The 15,925-nt window shown below is 38.8% G+C and carries 17 protein-coding genes; 16 read left to right on the top strand and 1 reads right to left on the bottom strand.

Annotation, left to right across the window (positions count from 1 at the left end):
• The 15 genes from AN393_RS13205 (at window position 1) to AN393_RS13135 (ending at window position 14,854) form a co-directional block, all read left to right on the top strand.
• Window positions 1-1,026, top strand: a complete 1,026-nt coding sequence (locus AN393_RS13205) for a hypothetical protein (protein WP_055018321.1) — start codon at window positions 1-3, stop codon at window positions 1,024-1,026.
• Window positions 1,023-1,874, top strand: a complete 852-nt coding sequence (locus tag AN393_RS13200) for a hypothetical protein (protein WP_055018320.1) — start codon at window positions 1,023-1,025, stop codon at window positions 1,872-1,874. The genes AN393_RS13205 and AN393_RS13200 overlap by 4 nt, the downstream gene beginning before the upstream one ends.
• The gene (locus AN393_RS13195) at window positions 1,874-6,865 is read left to right on the top strand and encodes a polymorphic toxin type 15 domain-containing protein (RefSeq protein WP_055018319.1); all 4,992 of its coding nucleotides are present in this window, start codon (window positions 1,874-1,876) and stop codon (window positions 6,863-6,865) included. The genes AN393_RS13200 and AN393_RS13195 overlap by 1 nt, the downstream gene beginning before the upstream one ends.
• Window positions 6,866-7,549 (top strand): GAD-like domain-containing protein, encoded by a 684-nt coding sequence (locus AN393_RS13190; RefSeq protein ID WP_055018318.1) that lies wholly within the window; start codon window positions 6,866-6,868, stop codon window positions 7,547-7,549.
• 79 nt (window positions 7,550-7,628) lie between these two features.
• Entirely contained in the window at window positions 7,629-8,102 is a 474-nt protein-coding gene (locus AN393_RS13185) for a hypothetical protein (protein ID WP_055018317.1), read from the top strand.
• Between the two features lie 78 nt (window positions 8,103-8,180).
• On the top strand, window positions 8,181-8,948 hold the full coding sequence (locus tag AN393_RS20575; RefSeq protein WP_235576204.1) for a peptidoglycan-binding protein: 768 nt from the start codon (window positions 8,181-8,183) through the stop codon (window positions 8,946-8,948).
• Window positions 8,945-9,475 (top strand): hypothetical protein, encoded by a 531-nt coding sequence (locus tag AN393_RS13175; RefSeq protein ID WP_055018316.1) that lies wholly within the window; start codon window positions 8,945-8,947, stop codon window positions 9,473-9,475. The genes AN393_RS20575 and AN393_RS13175 overlap by 4 nt, the downstream gene beginning before the upstream one ends.
• A gap of 55 nt (window positions 9,476-9,530) precedes the next feature.
• A complete protein-coding gene (locus AN393_RS13170; protein WP_055018315.1) occupies window positions 9,531-9,965 on the top strand; it encodes a hypothetical protein in 435 nt (144 codons plus the stop codon).
• Window positions 9,952-10,410, top strand: coding sequence for a hypothetical protein (locus tag AN393_RS13165; RefSeq protein WP_055015731.1), 459 nt, complete (start codon window positions 9,952-9,954; stop codon window positions 10,408-10,410). Before AN393_RS13170 ends, AN393_RS13165 begins: the two co-directional genes overlap by 14 nt.
• Window positions 10,411-10,457: 47 nt before the next feature.
• Entirely contained in the window at window positions 10,458-11,213 is a 756-nt protein-coding gene (locus tag AN393_RS13160) for a ChaN family lipoprotein (protein ID WP_055015730.1), read from the top strand.
• 4 nt (window positions 11,214-11,217) lie between these two features.
• Window positions 11,218-11,805, top strand: coding sequence for a hypothetical protein (locus AN393_RS13155; protein WP_055018314.1), 588 nt, complete (start codon window positions 11,218-11,220; stop codon window positions 11,803-11,805).
• Window positions 11,806-11,864: 59 nt separating this feature from the next.
• Window positions 11,865-12,131 carry a hypothetical protein gene (locus AN393_RS13150; RefSeq protein ID WP_055015728.1) on the top strand — a complete coding sequence of 89 codons (267 nt, stop codon included), beginning with the start codon at window positions 11,865-11,867 and terminating at the stop codon, window positions 12,129-12,131.
• A 90-nt stretch (window positions 12,132-12,221) separates the two neighbouring features.
• The gene (locus AN393_RS13145) at window positions 12,222-13,001 is read left to right on the top strand and encodes a hypothetical protein (protein WP_055018313.1); all 780 of its coding nucleotides are present in this window, start codon (window positions 12,222-12,224) and stop codon (window positions 12,999-13,001) included.
• 144 nt (window positions 13,002-13,145) lie between these two features.
• Window positions 13,146-13,664: a DUF6795 domain-containing protein gene (locus AN393_RS13140; protein WP_055015726.1), complete on the top strand. Its 519-nt coding sequence runs from the start codon at window positions 13,146-13,148 to the stop codon at window positions 13,662-13,664.
• A 23-nt stretch (window positions 13,665-13,687) separates the two neighbouring features.
• On the top strand, window positions 13,688-14,854 hold the full coding sequence (locus AN393_RS13135; RefSeq protein ID WP_055018312.1) for a lipase family protein: 1,167 nt from the start codon (window positions 13,688-13,690) through the stop codon (window positions 14,852-14,854).
• A gap of 14 nt (window positions 14,855-14,868) precedes the next feature.
• Here AN393_RS13135 and soxR read toward each other — a convergent pair whose 3' ends face one another.
• Entirely contained in the window at window positions 14,869-15,330 is a 462-nt protein-coding gene (gene soxR, locus AN393_RS13130; RefSeq protein ID WP_055015724.1) for a redox-sensitive transcriptional activator SoxR, read from the bottom strand.
• Between the two features lie 77 nt (window positions 15,331-15,407).
• On the opposite strand from soxR, the gene AN393_RS13125 reads away from it, so the two are divergent.
• Window positions 15,408-15,881 carry a flavodoxin family protein gene (locus tag AN393_RS13125; RefSeq protein WP_055018311.1) on the top strand — a complete coding sequence of 158 codons (474 nt, stop codon included), beginning with the start codon at window positions 15,408-15,410 and terminating at the stop codon, window positions 15,879-15,881.
• The last annotated feature ends 44 nt before the right edge of the window (window positions 15,882-15,925 follow it).

The raw sequence follows: 15,925 nt of genomic DNA, 5'->3' as shown, positions 1-15,925 counted from the left end.
TTGCTGTCTACCTACTTAAGTAATCATCAAGCACAATTGCTCCATATAAGTAAGGCGCAGTGCTGCCCTTTTACTTCTGTAGGCTATGTAAAAACGCTCAAAAAAAAGCTGTTAGAAATAACCTGGTTAACCGCTAAAAAAAACAATACTCCTCAATGTTTTACCCAGCCCGATTTAACTCAACTTAGTGCTTTAGTAACTAGCAAACAGAGTCTTGATGTAATTTCTCAGGCATGCATAGAAGTGATGGCTAATTTACCGCAAACAATTAACCTTGCTTTTATAAACGCTTTGCTAAACAGCCCGTCCTTGCATGGCTTAGCAAAGGCAGTTATTTATAAAGTTTTATTACAGCAACACAGCTTTAATTTAATTGCATTAATTGATTTAAATACTCTTTATTTTGCGTTAGCTAATAGCGCTGAACAAGAGGTAACAACAGCCGAAACAGTCGCGCTTATCAGCGCATTCAACCCTAATGCCAATATAAAATTGCTAAAACATGTGTTTGATGAGCTATATAAAAGTGGGCTTGTTAATTCACCGTTAATGTCGCTTTTTTTATTATCACTAAGTTGGGAACAGGTAAACGCGTTAAGTAACTACGCAAGCCACGTTTTAACAGTAGATGATACGTTGCATGTGCTATTACAAAGTGGCTATGTAAAGCTAGTGCCCTTAGCGTGTATGTCGTTAAACCAAGTAGAAAACCCAACAGCTATTATTGCCCTAATAAGGCGTATGCTTGGTGATAAGCTCGACTTACTCGTAAGCTATGACATTCAATTAAGTGCGTTTAATGCTGAACAACAAGCACTAGATGCCTTCAAGCAGCAGTTACAGCAAAATTGGCCTAAATACGAGGAAAAGCTTTGCGTACAACGGTTAGTAGCCGGTAAAGCACTTAATCATAAGTTAAACGCAATAGAAATGTCGGCAATGGACTGTTATAGCCAAGCAATATTCAATTTGTATACCTACTATAAATCGATGGCTAAAAATGTAAAAGCTGAGGCGCAAGCATGAAGGCGTTTAACGTAAACGTAAGCTGTTTTTTTACGCCTTTGTCGCAAGACATAGATACACTGTTATATGCAGATACTCCAAACTCACCTAACGGTATTAATTGGCAATCATGGAATGCCTGTATTTATGATTGCATAGTAAAAGCGAAAGAACTTTTTGCAAAAGTAGAAGACTCAAACTTGCCACTTGTATGGCTATTGCCAGCACTGGCGTACCAAGATGAGCTAAAGCAGCTTTTAGCAAAAAGTTTTAAACAGTTGTTCTCTGAACATGTAGAGCACTTATTATTTTATGGTGCTGTTGGTGCTAATACGTTAGTGCAAATGGTGGGGCAAAAAAAATGGGCTAAAGCAAATGTTATAGCCATTGACGCAACCTATAAAGCCGATAAAAACAATGAGTGGGTATACTTAGGAGTAGGTGGTGCACTGGCGACTATTGAAACGGTTAAAAGCGGCTGGATGCAAGTAAGCCATGAGCTTGCCCCTTCAATCGATTTTATAAAGCACGACCAACTAGGCGGTATATTTTCAAATATTGCACAGCATAATAAAGACTATATAGATCTTATTTTTGCTCCAGGTAACGGCATACATCAGCAAAGTGACGTATGGCTTACTAATTTACAAAGGCTCAGCAGTTTAATTAATGAGCATACACATTATGAATTACCTAATTACAAATTAGGTAAAATGGGTGCGCTTGAAGGACTTGTCAATTTATATCAATTGTCCTCAAGTCCGGCTATTGTAAATCACTTTAAACACGCGTTAGTGATTTCTCAAGAACAAGCAAAATATCAGGCCGCAGCATCATACTTATGGATAAGTGAGGAAGTACACAACTAATGCAAAGTAATACGGTTGTTTTACAAGGAACGAGTTACCCCATTTGCCTAGTTGCTGGCAAAGGCCAAACGCCGTCAGGTTATGCGCCAAGTGTGGCAAACACCCCAGATACAGCTAAACAGCAAATAGCCCAAATTGGTGGTGCGTTAACGGGTGACGCTGCCAAACGTCTTGATGTAATTAATTTACTAAATAGTGCAGGCATTAACTGCCCACGTAGCGCCTCTGCCCGCGAAACAGCAAGTGTACTTACCCAAGCCTTAATAAGTGGCGCAGTAACGTGTTACCACCAAAAAGCAAAGTCGGCCATTCAAGTAAGCGATAATACCAATAGCGGAGCAGCGGGCAAAAAGTCGAACAAAAAATCAAGCTCAACCGCATCGGGTAAAAGCGCAACGCAAGCACCTGCAAAAAATACGGGTGCTGCAAGTAATAACACAGCAAGCGAAGAGCCCATTACAAACCAAGAGTGCCGCTCAGATCCGGTATCAATGCTCTCTGGCGAAGAAATTCTCCCGCTTATCGACTTTACCCTAGCAGGCAGCCGCCAATTAGTGTGGCGACGTTTGTACCGCTCATCTCATGCTGATGTGTGCACAACTATGGGTAATGGTTGGCGCCATGATTTTATGGCAAGCCTTACGGAGCATTACTTGCCACCGCCAAAAGTGGGCCCTAAGCAAAAAGGCACCTACTGGTTAGAGTACCAAGACGAGCACGGCGCTAAACATAAATTTGAAAAAGTAAAGCCTGGCCAATCAAGCTATCAGTTAAGTAGTAATCTTGCGCTACATTACCAAACAAATGGTAAGCAAGTACTAGTAACGCCAGACGACCAACACCTTACGTTTAAACCAGGCGAAAGCGCATGGTTGCTTGAAAAAATAATTAACGAAAAAGGCCAAAGCATCGCGTTTTATTACGATGCAAAAGAGCGCCTACACCGCATAGAAGTAAACAAAGTACGTGGCTGTATAATTAGCTACAACGCGCAAGGTTTATTAAGCAAAATAGCAGCGTACTGCACCGATAAAAACAACAAACAGCAATTGCTATCGCCATTACTAGCAAGCTACGAGTACGACGAAAACAAAAACCTTGTTAAGACTACTAATCAGCAAAACGAAACTGAGCGCTACGCCTATAACGCCGCTAACTTATTAACAAAGCGTACCCGAGCCAGTGGCTTTAGCCATCATTTTGAGTGGGATAGCTACTCACCTAGCGCTAAATGTATAAAGCAGTGGGGCGATAACAACACCTATACTTACCAGTTTGAATATAACCTTGAGCGCGGTGAAACAACCTGTATAGACTCTCGAGGCCACAAAGAACACTTTGTACATAACGCACAAGGTAAATTGGTAAAACATACCGACCCTAACGGCAACGTTTGGCAATATACATATAATGCGCAAGGCCAAAAGCTCAGTGAAATTAAGCCCGATAACAGCACAACGCGCTATAGCTATACACCTTATGGCCAATTAGAAACAATAACGCAGCCAGATGGTAGCCAAACGCATTTTGCCTACAATCAACTTGGGCAACGTGTATTAACTACCTTACCTGATGGCCAAACCATTACGCGTAAATACAGTGTGGCTGGCTTATTACAAAGCGAAACCTTTGGCGATGGCCGCACCACATTATACAGCTACGATAAGCTTGGCCAGTTAACCCAGCATATTAATAAAAACGGCCAAATCACCAAATTTATTTGGAACGAGCAAGGCGAGCTTTTAGCAAAACACCATAACGATGAGTTAATACGTTACAGCTACGACAGCTTAGGCCGCGTAAATGCCACAATTAACAACGCAGGCTTACTCACCCAATATAAATACAATGAGCACGGCCAGCTTACACAAACCATAGCCTTTGATGAAAACGAGCCTGAAAATAAACAGCATCAAAATTTTAGCTACGACGAAGCAGGGCGATTAATTAGCTCGCAAAACAGCAAAGGCGACACCACCGAGCAACACTTTGAAGGGCTAAGCCAGCCGCATTGTGTTATTCAGCCCGATGGCAGCGCACTGCATTTAACGTACGACAAAGAGCGAAACTTAACAGCTATCGAGCGAAGCGACGGCCACGTATACCGCATAAGTTACGACGCGAACGAAAACCCAACACAAATAACCGGGTTTGATGGCACGCTACAGCAATATAAGTACGATGCCTGTAACCGCTTAGCCTCAGTAACGCAAAGCAACAAACGCCATGTAAAAATAGAGCGCGACAGCCTTGGCCGTGTAACTGCGCAGCATGCAAGCCTTGCCAGTGACTCACATATCGTTAATAACGCCAATTACTACAGTTATAACCTGCAAGGTAAAATTACGCGTGCGCATAATGCACAATCAACACTTAAACAACGCTTTGATAAAGGCGGTAGGCTACTGTGCGCCGAGCAAGTTAATAACCAGCAACAAGCGCATACCTTACAATACAGTTACGACGACTACGGCAGAAGACAAACCCTTACCCTGCCAGATTCAACCACGCTTAAATACAGCTACAACCAGTTTGGCCAGCTAAGTGCTATTCACTTACAGCAAGCCAATAGCAAAGAGGTTGAACTTGCAAAGCCGCTCGTAACATTAAGCTACGACAGCCAAGGTAATATTAAAACCCAGCAGTTTGGTAACAGTATTACCCTTACTCAACAGTTTGATGTATTCAACCGTTTAACGCAGCAACAGCTTACACATCCAGCGCAAACATTATTTGATACCTGTACGTACAATTACGACAGCGTAAACCAGCTCATTGCCCGTAAAAACGAGGGCGTAAGCAGCCAAAACATTAATTTTGAATACAACAGCCTCGGCCAGTTAATACAACAAACATTGGAAAGCTCACGTGCCGATACAACCACACACTACCAGTGGGATAGCTTTGGTAACCCACAAAGTCAGACTGTTCAATCAAACACAAACGATGCAGACATTAGCGGTACAGACACTAGTGATATAGGCGAGCAGGGTATAGAACATGATGCAGCTAGTAATGAACATACAGCCAGCTCTTCTATTGATTTAACACACGCCACGCACAGCGAATACAATGAATTAGCGCTAAATAGTAGTGAAAATAGTAGTAAAAATAGTAGCAACGCTGACTCAGTAGCAAATAATGAAGGCACTAACAACACCACAATAAACAGTGCCACCGACGCCGACCGCCTAACACACTTTGGCGACAGCGACTTTTACTACGACGAGTTTGGTAACCAAATACGCGAAACCGGCAAAGGCATTAAAACCCGCCGTGAATACAACGCGTTTAACCAGTTAAGCTGTTTTAACAACAACGGCACGCTCACGCAATACGACTACGACCCATTAGGCCGCCGAATTGCCAAGCACACCGAGCACGGTAAAATTGACTACATTTGGGATAACGACCAGTTAATTGGTGAATGCCAGCACGGCGAATATACGTGGTATATCAATCTGCCAAATCAATTTCATCCTGTTGCACTGATTAAAAAAGGTGAGGTGTACTACTACCACCTAGACCAACTTAACACCCCACGTTTTGTAACCAATAACAAAGCAGAAGTCGTATGGGAAAACCAAGCCGATGTGTATGGTTATGAAGAGTTAAAAGCAGAATCAAATAAAGAAGACTCTTTCACTCAGCCAATCCGTTTTCAAGGGCAATACCTTGATGAAGAGAGTGGCTTACATTACAACCGCTACCGCTACTACAGCCCCAAACAGCAGCGCTTTATAAATCAAGACCCGATTGGTTTGGTTGGTGGCATAAACCACTATCAATATGCGCCAAATCCGGTGAATTGGGTAGATCCGTTTGGGTTGAGTTGTAAGGAAAATGGCTGGAATACATTTTTAAAAAATACCAAAGGGCATTTTAATAGCACCACTGAAGCGGCGGATAGCTACAAAAAGGTAAAAGAAGTGTTACTTACTCCTAAAGCTGAGCGACCAGATCCGTCGACATATTTACCACAATCATATATAGATGCACATATAGCCCAGTTTAATCAACAAGGTGCAGGTTTTATATCTATTCAAAGTTGGATGCTAAACCCTGAATATCCCACGTTACCGCCAAGAAAGTTTGTAGGGCTTAAAAGTGAAATGGACGCTATTATCGCTAAATACACTCAATCAGGAAATGATTGGAGAATACTTAGAGATGAACTTAGTTTAGGCGAAAACACAGACTTAAGTAATGATGAAATTACTTATATTACAGTCGAACCTGGCGATGAGCGATTTGAGTATGATATTCCAAATGGTCGCGAAGGTGGTGCATACGATGGGGAATGGATCCCAGGAGGAAAAACCAAAGGTGGTATAACTGAGGCTGCGTTAATAAATTCCGAAACTGTCGTTCATAATAACAGTCTTGAAGAGCTATCTAGTAATTTCGAAAGTACAGAAAAACTGCAATCCGATGAAGATGATATAAAAATGGAGCTTCATAAGGTCGCATGCTTTAAGAAAAATGTAAAAGGTACAGAAGCCGAATATGATCGTCAATTGAAAGGCCAACAAGACGGCATTAATGATATGACGGTTAAAGAGTACTTAAATAATCGTGAGGCATACAAAAAAATTGGCCGCAAAGGGACTGGTGCTGCTCAGCAAGAGGCACGAGAAAAGTTCCGAGATAATTTGATAAATAAATATACGGATGAACTTATTGCTAGTGGAGAGTTTTTTGGTGATGAAGCTGCTCACAAGGCTAAAGAGTTAGCTGAAGTAGACATGAAAACCCTTAATGCTCTCCACAACCCTGATATGATAGCTGGCGGTTATGATAGTGTAGTGGACTTAGGCGATGCAAGTGTCAACAAGTCAATTGGTTCACAGTGGAAGAATAATGGTAGAGATGATGCGAGCAATAAGTTGGCTTCAAGCCGTGTAGAAGTAATGGACGAACAGGCTCAAAAAGCACTCGAAGAGATAGGACCAGATGCTAAGATGAATGTAGATTTACATAGGTGTAAATAAATGAATAAGTTTTTTGATAATTTTTATAATTATGCGGGCTTTGGTCCCGCGATAAAAGCGAAAATGCCAACCAATGAAACGCTTGACTTTTTTAAAGGCAAACTTCCTGACCGTTTGCTTGAATACTGGCAAAAGTATGGATTTTGTGGATGGGGTGATGGCATTTTTTGGTTAGTAAACCCACAAGATTACCATGATATTTTACAAACATGGCTTGAGGGCACCGAATTCGCTAAACGCGAAAATAATGGGGTTGATAAATATTATGTAATTGGTCGCAGTGCTTTTGGAAATTTACTTATTTGGGGGGAAACATCAGGTCAGAGTATAGATGTTAATTCAAACTTTGGAATGATTTTTCCAACAGATTATTCTGAAAAATTAAAGGAGCGAGGGGAGGAGCGTTCAATTGATTTATTTTTTGCAGTTCGAAGAAAAGAGTCATTTGATCAAAAAGACATTAACGAAAAACCTTTGTTTGAGCATGCACTAAAAAACCTAGGCCCATTAGAAGCCGATGAAATGTATGCATTCGTTCCTGCGTTGGCTCTTGGTGGTGTAAACAAACTAGAAAATCTAAGAAAGGTAAAGGTTATTGAGCATTTAAACTTTTTAGCTGACTTAGGTGAAAAGCGGGTAATGGCTGATATTGTTGCTATGTCAAATGAGTTACATAAAAAGTAGATATGATTTTAGTAAGTTGCTAACTAGAAATATAAGTTGACCAATTACACCTTTACTGTCATTGACTAAGAGATTTTACATGACAAATTTATTTGAAGCTTCGATAGAAAAAAATGAAACAAATAGCTTTTTTCGTGGAGAAAAAAACTACTTTGTAAGAACCCCTGATTTTGACCAACATAATCATGGTGCAAACCTTGGCGGGCATGTTGAATCTTTTTTAAGAGCCAGTAATGATAACGCTGAAGTTTTCGATGAAGCTTTTATAAAGTTTTTGGAGTCTTTAGAAGTAACTAAAGAAGATTTGACACATTTTATGGCCAATCTTTCAGCGTTTTTTGCTTTAAAAAATAGAGATAAATTGGAAGGGGCAACACTATTTAGAAGCCCGGATAGCATCGAATCAAAATTAGTTAAAAGCTATTTAACAAAGATATCAAACACGGATATATACCTTACTGAAAAAGATAGGTTATATATACATGCAAATTTTATCTCTAAAAATGGTAACGATATTTTATTTAATACATTGAAAGAAATAGACAAGGGGTAGGTTGAGCTTTCCATCCTTCTCTAACTTATATTTAAATATTAGACGAGCTATATAAAAACTCTAAAAAGGACTTTATTGATGTCATCAATCAGAATAACTCAATCTGTTGGATTGGGTGGTGCTAACAGTTTAAATGATGTAAAAACGGTACAAACCGCGTTAAATAAATTACTGAAACTTATCCCGCCTACACAGGTTTTAATTGTCGATGGTCGATTAAATCCTCGCCCAGATAGCTCTAAAACTATTGCCGCCATTAAATTATTTCAAAGTAAAGTATTAAATACGGCGCGGCCTGATGGAAAAATAAACCCAAATGATGCTACTTTTCGCAAAATTAATGAAAAGCTCGCCTTATTTAACTCTCAAAAAGCAGGAATGAAAGATCCTCAACTTTTCTTGAAAAATGTCATAAAACCAACGTTGTTAAAAATTGGTTTGTCATCAAAAAAAGCAGAAGTCTTATTACTGGGTACAGCGATTCAAGAAAGTCGATTGAAGTATCGTCAACAACTAGGCGGTGGACCTGCTTTGAGTTATTTTCAGATAGAGCCTGCTACTCATGATGATATTTGGGATAATTACCTAAGTTACAGAGGAGAGTTAGCATTAAAAGTTAAAAGCTTAATGACTTCTGAAGATAAGTTAAAAGAGCTAAAAGAGAATGATGCTTATGCATGCGCTATTGCTAGAATTCACTATTTAAGAGTGCCAGCCGCCTTGCCAGAAGCTAATGATACTAATGCGCAGGCACAGTATTGGAAAACTTATTATAATACGCCTCTTGGAAAGGGAACTGTGCAAGAGTTTATCCATAATTGGCAAACATATGGAGTAAGCATATGAATGTTTTTAAGGTCTTAATTTATACTCTGCTATTAACGATAAGTCATACCGCTTTCGCGTCAGAATGTTTAAATATAAAAGTAACTAAGCCTATAAAAGTTGATGACAAAACAGGGCTATTGCAGTCATTGAAGTTTGAGCAAGTTAAATTACTCCACAAAGATAAGTCAGGTATTTGCTTGCCTACAAGGGATACTTACATCCTGTCTTTTAGTGAAGGGATCCCTTTTATTGCCACTCGATTAAAAGGTCATACGCCAGAAATAATATTGCTCGAAAAAGGCGAAAATTATTATGCATTAATAAAGTATTATGCAGGTAACAAACTGCAGGTACTAAAGGGATATCAAATTATCAACTCAGAGCTATACGCGCTCCCTAACTTCACTTTAAGTAGTAATGTAAGCAATATTAGTATTGATGAAGGGGTTATTAGCGTAAAGAATACTAAGTTAGTTGAAGAGCACTACATTGATTCAGTTACGCTTTATAACTTTGATTTATCAGGTGTATCAGTTAAGCATTAAGTAATGTATTTACTAAATAACTATAATATTGAACTACCAAGGGTATTAAAAAAGCATGATAAAAAGTAACCTTGGTAAGTTTTTTCTGATTATAGCCTTGTTTTTTATTGCACCGTGTAATGAAGCTCAAGGAGCTTCGCAAGTTATATTTAAATGTAATGCGGATGTGCCAACACCTATTGAGCTGGTTATTAACAAAGTAGGGAGTAAATTTCACTTAGCTGAATTTACTATAAATGTAGCCCCTGTTATTGATTCAGCAGACTTTAAAGCTGTAGAAAAATCGAGCTATCATCGCACTTTGGTTACTGAACATAGTTTAACTTTTAATGGGGGAGAAAGTGAAGTTATAGTAGGTGATTACTATAGCGAAGAGTTTGATACAGTAACAAAAGAAAACACAGTCACACTACAAAAGAATGATATAAAGAAATATTGGGCTTGTGACAGTACTGCTATTAGTAAATTAGCTTCTATTGAAGATTTTTAGCCAATTAAAAGCGCTGATCGCGCACACTATTTTATTAAGCTTTATTTTTTGTGCTAATGCTCAACATACTGATTTATTGGAGCTTGATGGCTTTAGAAAAGCGGTCAATAGTGCTGACTATTTAGCTAAAGTAAAAATTATTAAAGTGGAATCTTTTCAAGAGGTTGATGGTTCCCAAAGGCATGTTTTTACCGCTGATGTAGTTACTACCTATAAAGGCTCAACTCATAAACAGATTTCTTATGAGATGTTTGTTGAGAGAGGTGAAGATGTAATGTGTAACTCGGCGCCCATTTACCTTGCACTTTGTAAGAGTTTAAACGGGTCTTATTATTGGCCTGGTACGGGTTCAGAGTTTAAACCTACACCTGTTATTAATGCTTGGATTAATGAAAATAGAGTTTCCCTTAAACTAGCACGCACACCTGCAGGTTGGTGTGACTAGCTTGGGTTTTTGAATAATATTAAGAATATTAAACATAAGGAAATACAGTGAGTAAAATAAACACGGATGTAAATTACAGAACAATGGCAGGAAACGCGCGCTTAGTGATTATTGCCGAGTCTAGCCATAATCCAGTATCTTATAAATATGAGGCTATAAAGGCTCTAAAACAACTTAAAGCTGCGGGTTTCACTCATTTTGCGATGGAAATGTTACCTATAAAGATAAAAGAAAAAATAGATTTTTATCAACGTACTGGTAAAGGTTTTGATGTCATTTACAAACATTTTCGAGAAAATTGGTATTGGAATGGTGCTGCTAGCACAGGTTATGGTGAACTAGTTAAAGCTGCTAACTCTCTAGGTATGAAAATTATTCCGTTAGATATGCCTGTTGAGGTGATGGATAAAATTGATGGTAGGTGCACTTGGGAGGACGCTGATGGTGGTTTATGTACTGATTCACATATTCAAAGAAATCAAATGTGGGCGAGCATACTAAGCAGTACCCTTAAAATTGAAAAAGGCTCCCGTATTGTTGCATTTATGCATCGGTACCATGCATTTAATGCTGGTAATAGGCATATAGGTGTTGATTCTATTTTACTTAATTTAAAAATCAGTGGAATAAGTATAATTGACTATATTGGTGGGATGACCTGCAAAGATAGAGGAGTTTGTGAAGGTGAAGGCGACTTAAAAAAGCCGCTTAGAGAGACTTATTTCTATAGGAAAGGTGCATTTTTACCTTCACCAGTACCTTCTTATACTGTTCATCTTCCTGAACAATCTTTAGGGAAGTGATTTTATGGATAAAATAATATTATTATTGTTAGTTATAATGGCGCCTTCCATTTATGCCGCAGGTCCTCGATGGGATAATACTATAGATATAAATGACCCAGATTTAACAGTAATAACCGCCGCACAGCAATGTCATAAAAGCTTAATTAACGCACCTGAGTGTCTCGAGGAGTGGTGTGAAAAAGCTTATTCCATGGGATACTGGAAAGCATTGATTACTTTAAGTCTTCACACTGGGGATGGGACTCGATTATTAGAGGAAGCCAAAAAGCGGGTTGCGGCAAAAGAGATAGAAGCTTATTCAACACTAGCTTGGTTATATGGAAGTGGCATGTTTGTAGGGCAAGATATTGATAATGCAATTTCTCTTCACAAAGAATTTTTAGCGTTAGATATAGAATTGCCAGATTCATTAGTTACAACGGCGCATTTTGAGTTAGCAAGTTTATATAAATCGCAGCATAATTGGCTTGCAGTAAAAGAGCATGCACAATATGTTATTGAACACAGCGCTTTAGCTTATGACAAAGAGCAAGCTGTTAGTTTATTACAGTTAGCAAAAGAGAAAGCTCAATTAAAAATAAATCATTGAATTAAAACTGATACACAAAGGAGCTATAAACGCCTAAGCTAAGGCGCTATAGAAATGATATGGAACAACAAAACCAACAAACACTAACTAACCTTGTTTACGATATATACGAAAACCCAACTTTAATAGAAGAGCATCAAGTGCTTATAAACCCTTTGTTGAGCGATTTAGTTGCCACTGCGCCTGCTGGGTTTGAGGGTATGGCGACGATGATTAATACTCACATTTCTAATGGGTTTAAATTCAAAAATCCAAAAATACAAAAATTTGAACTTGAGTCGGGGCTTTTAAAACTTAAAACATATTTTCAAAAAATAAACCTATAACACCTACCTCTCTTTATTATTGAGCCCCCACATTTTTAACTTTAATGCAGCACGTGTGCTGCATTAACGTATTCTCATTAAGGATGATGTATGAGCCTTGTTACCACGAGTATTTTAATGCTGTTTTTACAGCCTTTATTTGTATATTTAGCTCTTTTTAAAGAGTCTGAGCGGAGTGTACAAAACCGTTCACTAGATAACGAAGATGCTATGTATCTATTTATAGCGCCAGGGTTAGCTGTATTTTATCCTGATGACTTTTGGCAGGCGGTACTTTATTTAGGAAGTGTATGCCTACTAGGTTTAATGCTTGCCATTATTGTAAAAAGCAAAGCTAAAAAACGATTAACAAGGGATGACGCTATTGGGTTTACTATTGCCAGCTTTTTATTTTTTTGGATTATAAAATTAATTATTGGTGGGGTAGCGTACCTCTTTACCGAAAATGCCACGAATGCTTCATCAGCCGACATAGGCCAGCAAGCTTATTCATCAAATTCAGGTGAGCTTTTAAACTGGGGGTATTTATATTATCAGTTTTGGCCAACGTTATACTTTTTACTCTTAATGCTAGCCACATTAGCTATAAAAATAATAGAGAGTCGGTTTGATAAACATTCATTTTCAGGCTCGCTGCTAATTTTGGGTGCCGTTTTAGCTGGCGTATCTCCGTTATTTGGCAATGCTTTTATTTTAGGCGTTATTGCTAACTTTTTTATATTTTTTGTTGTTTGTACGGCATGCATAGAAATTGATAAAAAGAGCGATCCTTCAGCCGGTGCTATTAGTATTATGTATGCTTTTTTGCTTATGGGCGGCATCATGTTTAGTGGCATTGGTAAATTAATATATACACTCTTTTATAATTAGATTAGTGATTGTTTTTTGATTAAAAAACATGCAGTATAATTGTACCTAATTAGACCCCTACTTTTCAGTATAAATATGGCTGGTGTAATTAATTAACCATATACATTAAGTAGTTTATAGCTAGGCCTTGGGAGAGAGTTTGCTTTGTTTTTATCGCGCTTAAAAATTTTTGTGTTGGTGATAGTCTCTATTGCCGTTGTCTTTTTTACTACATCACAGGCTTGTGCAGATATGTTTGGCTTTTTTAATAAACAAGAATTTTATTTATCGGCTCCAGTAAAGGGGCAGTTATTAGATAATGGGCAGCCAGTTGCAAACACTAAAGTAATGCGCTCACTTACCTATGGCGATGAATACGTTGACGATACCACAACAGATGAACAGGGTTATTTTACCTTCACAGAAAAAACAATAAAAACAGGTAAGCCCGCTAATATGTTTGATAACGATTCGTTAGTTCAACATATTTATTTAGAAAACGGTACGCCAGAAGGGATTGTTTTATGGTACACACTTATTTCAATTCATGAAGAAAGTGACACACTTAAAGAACTTCTTGCACACTTAGAGTGTGATATTGGCCAAGAGCCACAAACTTACGATATACCAATTAAAGAAGATACAAGCCACACTTTTGCGATATACACATCATGTAAACTTTAACTATTAATTTAAAGGGAACTTATATGAATACTTTGACACCCACTCAAGCCGTACAATTAGCAAACCTTGCATATAAAGCAAAAAGTATTAAAACTACTAATTTACTCAATCGCACACTTCATGCCTCTTTGCGCGACAATTTTAATTTCTCAGTTAACCCTGGCGCAGTACAAGGCGTAACGGGTAGTTTTTTCTCACATTTATTTAATTTAAGTACGGGATTTGCCTTAGTAGGGCATGGGCTTGGCGCGTATCAGGGCGATTCGGTTATTACTATTCGCGGTACTAACTCACTAAGGGATGGATTAACCGATGGGCACTTTGGTGTGAGTGGTGGGTCAAATGGTAGTATGGTTCATGCTGGTTTTAATAAGACTTTTTATAGTATGAAGCCTGCGCTGCAAGAGTTTATAGCTGCGAATATTCAAGATAAAGTGACCGGTTGTGTTCATTTAGTTGGTCATAGCTTAGGAGGTGCGTTAGCGACGCTTTCTGCTGATTGGATCAAAGCTGAGTATTCACTTCCTGTAAAATTATATACGTTTGGTTCGCCACGTGTTGGGCTTGAAAGTTTTTCTCGCGCTGCAACATCAAGAATTGATAAAATTTACCGCTGTACACATGGGGCAGACCCAGTGGCTAAAGTGCCTTTATGGCCTTTTTCCCATGCTCCGCATAATGGCCAAGAAATACGTTTAGATAGTGGACAAGGTTTAAAAGGTGCTGCTCATACTCTTGCTGGCACGCCAGGCTATTTAAACACGGCCAATAGCAATAATTGGAACAACTTAACTATACAAGCTAATCACTTTTTAAACATGCCTGTGCGTTTAAAATTTGAAGACCGAAACCAAGCATCATTTACCTCACATTGGGCAGATAAACTAGGTGCGGCATTAATTACCCTTTTAAAAGATGCGGGCTATTACAGCGCAGTTGCTGCCCAAGCTGCCATTGGAACTGGGCTCACCTTTTACGATATGTTGGCGCGAACGCTTGATAAAATAGCTAAAGCGTCAGCCTCGTTTGCAACACAAACATTAGGTTTACTAGGGCATATGTTGGTGTTTGCAGGCAAGGTAATCAGTAAAGCGGTAGAGCTGACTTATAGCTTTATAAAATCTGTATTCGATTCTACCCTAGGGGCTTTATACAGAGCGGCAAAAGAAGGATTAAGTGGCTTAGATTAACCTTAACTTAGGCCTCAATCTCGCTCTAACAAAATAGCACCACTTTGGTTTTCGCCTAAGTGGTCGTTTTTGTTATAAATAGGGCATTTGCTCATTGATAAGCACCCACAACCAATACAGCCATCAACGCGGTCGCGCAAACGCTGCATATACGCTATGCGCTCATCTAGCTGTGCTTGCCACTGCTTTGAAAGGGCTGCCCAGTCTTCTTGTGTGGGGGTGCGCTGCTCAGGTAATGTGGCTAGGGTGAGTTTAATTTCATCAAGCGTTATTCCCATTGCTTGTGCAGCTTTAATTACCGCTATTCGGCGTAGTACGTCTTTTTTATAGCGGCGTTGATTACCGCTATTGCGCCAACTACGTATTAGCCCTTTTGTTTCGTAAAAGTGCAGGGCTGATACTTTTACGCCACTTCGCTTGGCGACATAACCCACGGTTAGGTTGGCCTCTGTTAGTTTTTTTTGATCTGTTTGCATTATTTTAAATTTCCGTTTGACCCCAATATAACTTGAGGTTTTAAGCTTCTTTCAACATTAAAAAAGGAGCTAACTAAATGCAACAAAAACTTGAGCGCAGGGCTGTTATTATTTATTCAAGCGCACGTAAAAATGGTAATACACAGGCGCACGTTAACAGCTTTGCTGAGCAAAATAACGTGCAAGTAATATGTTTAGATGATTATAAAATAGCGCCGTACTGCTATAACAAAAACTATAAAAACGATGACTTTTATGCGGTATTTGAAGCACTTTTAACGTATGACCACTGGGTGTTTGCCTCACCCGTTTACTGGTACAGCACCACAGTTCAAATGAAGTTATTTATTGATAGAATAACCGACTACATGGACGATGAAGCATTAAAACCAAAGTTACGAGCGCTGCGCAGTAAGTATTTTTCTGTGCTTTCTAATGCGTCATCAAGTGAAGCGCCGGCGTGTTTTATAGATCAGTTTAAAAACACCTTTAGCTATTTAGGTATGCAGTTTATTAACCACAGCCATAAAAGTACCCAAAAGGTTGCTTAAATTGCAGCCTTTTTTGGTTGTCTCTGGTAGTTTAGTAATCATAT

The organism is Pseudoalteromonas sp. P1-25 (genome assembly GCF_001401805.1).
In the GTDB taxonomy this organism is placed as follows: domain Bacteria; phylum Pseudomonadota; class Gammaproteobacteria; order Enterobacterales; family Alteromonadaceae; genus Pseudoalteromonas.
Note: the sequence above shows the minus strand (reverse complement) of the source record. Positions and strands in the feature narration are given on the sequence as shown.

Bases quoted from the DNA above. Each gene is read 5' to 3' on its own strand.
- AN393_RS13135 (WP_055018312.1), top strand. From the start codon at position 13,688: ATGAATACTTTGACACCCACTCAAGCCGTACAATTAGCAAACCTTGCA.
- AN393_RS13185 (WP_055018317.1), top strand. From the start codon at position 7,629: ATGACAAATTTATTTGAAGCTTCGATAGAAAAAAATGAAACAAATAGC.
- AN393_RS13195 (WP_055018319.1), top strand. From the start codon at position 1,874: ATGCAAAGTAATACGGTTGTTTTACAAGGAACGAGTTACCCCATTTGC.
- AN393_RS20575 (WP_235576204.1), top strand. From the start codon at position 8,181: ATGTCATCAATCAGAATAACTCAATCTGTTGGATTGGGTGGTGCTAAC.
- AN393_RS13170 (WP_055018315.1), top strand. From the start codon at position 9,531: ATGATAAAAAGTAACCTTGGTAAGTTTTTTCTGATTATAGCCTTGTTT.
- AN393_RS13150 (WP_055015728.1), top strand. From the start codon at position 11,865: ATGGAACAACAAAACCAACAAACACTAACTAACCTTGTTTACGATATA.
- AN393_RS13190 (WP_055018318.1), top strand. From the start codon at position 6,866: ATGAATAAGTTTTTTGATAATTTTTATAATTATGCGGGCTTTGGTCCC.
- AN393_RS13200 (WP_055018320.1), top strand. From the start codon at position 1,023: ATGAAGGCGTTTAACGTAAACGTAAGCTGTTTTTTTACGCCTTTGTCG.
- AN393_RS13155 (WP_055018314.1), top strand. From the start codon at position 11,218: ATGGATAAAATAATATTATTATTGTTAGTTATAATGGCGCCTTCCATT.
- AN393_RS13125 (WP_055018311.1), top strand. From the start codon at position 15,408: ATGCAACAAAAACTTGAGCGCAGGGCTGTTATTATTTATTCAAGCGCA.
- AN393_RS13145 (WP_055018313.1), top strand. From the start codon at position 12,222: ATGAGCCTTGTTACCACGAGTATTTTAATGCTGTTTTTACAGCCTTTA.
- AN393_RS13175 (WP_055018316.1), top strand. From the start codon at position 8,945: ATGAATGTTTTTAAGGTCTTAATTTATACTCTGCTATTAACGATAAGT.
- soxR (WP_055015724.1), bottom strand. From the start codon at position 15,330: ATGCAAACAGATCAAAAAAAACTAACAGAGGCCAACCTAACCGTGGGT.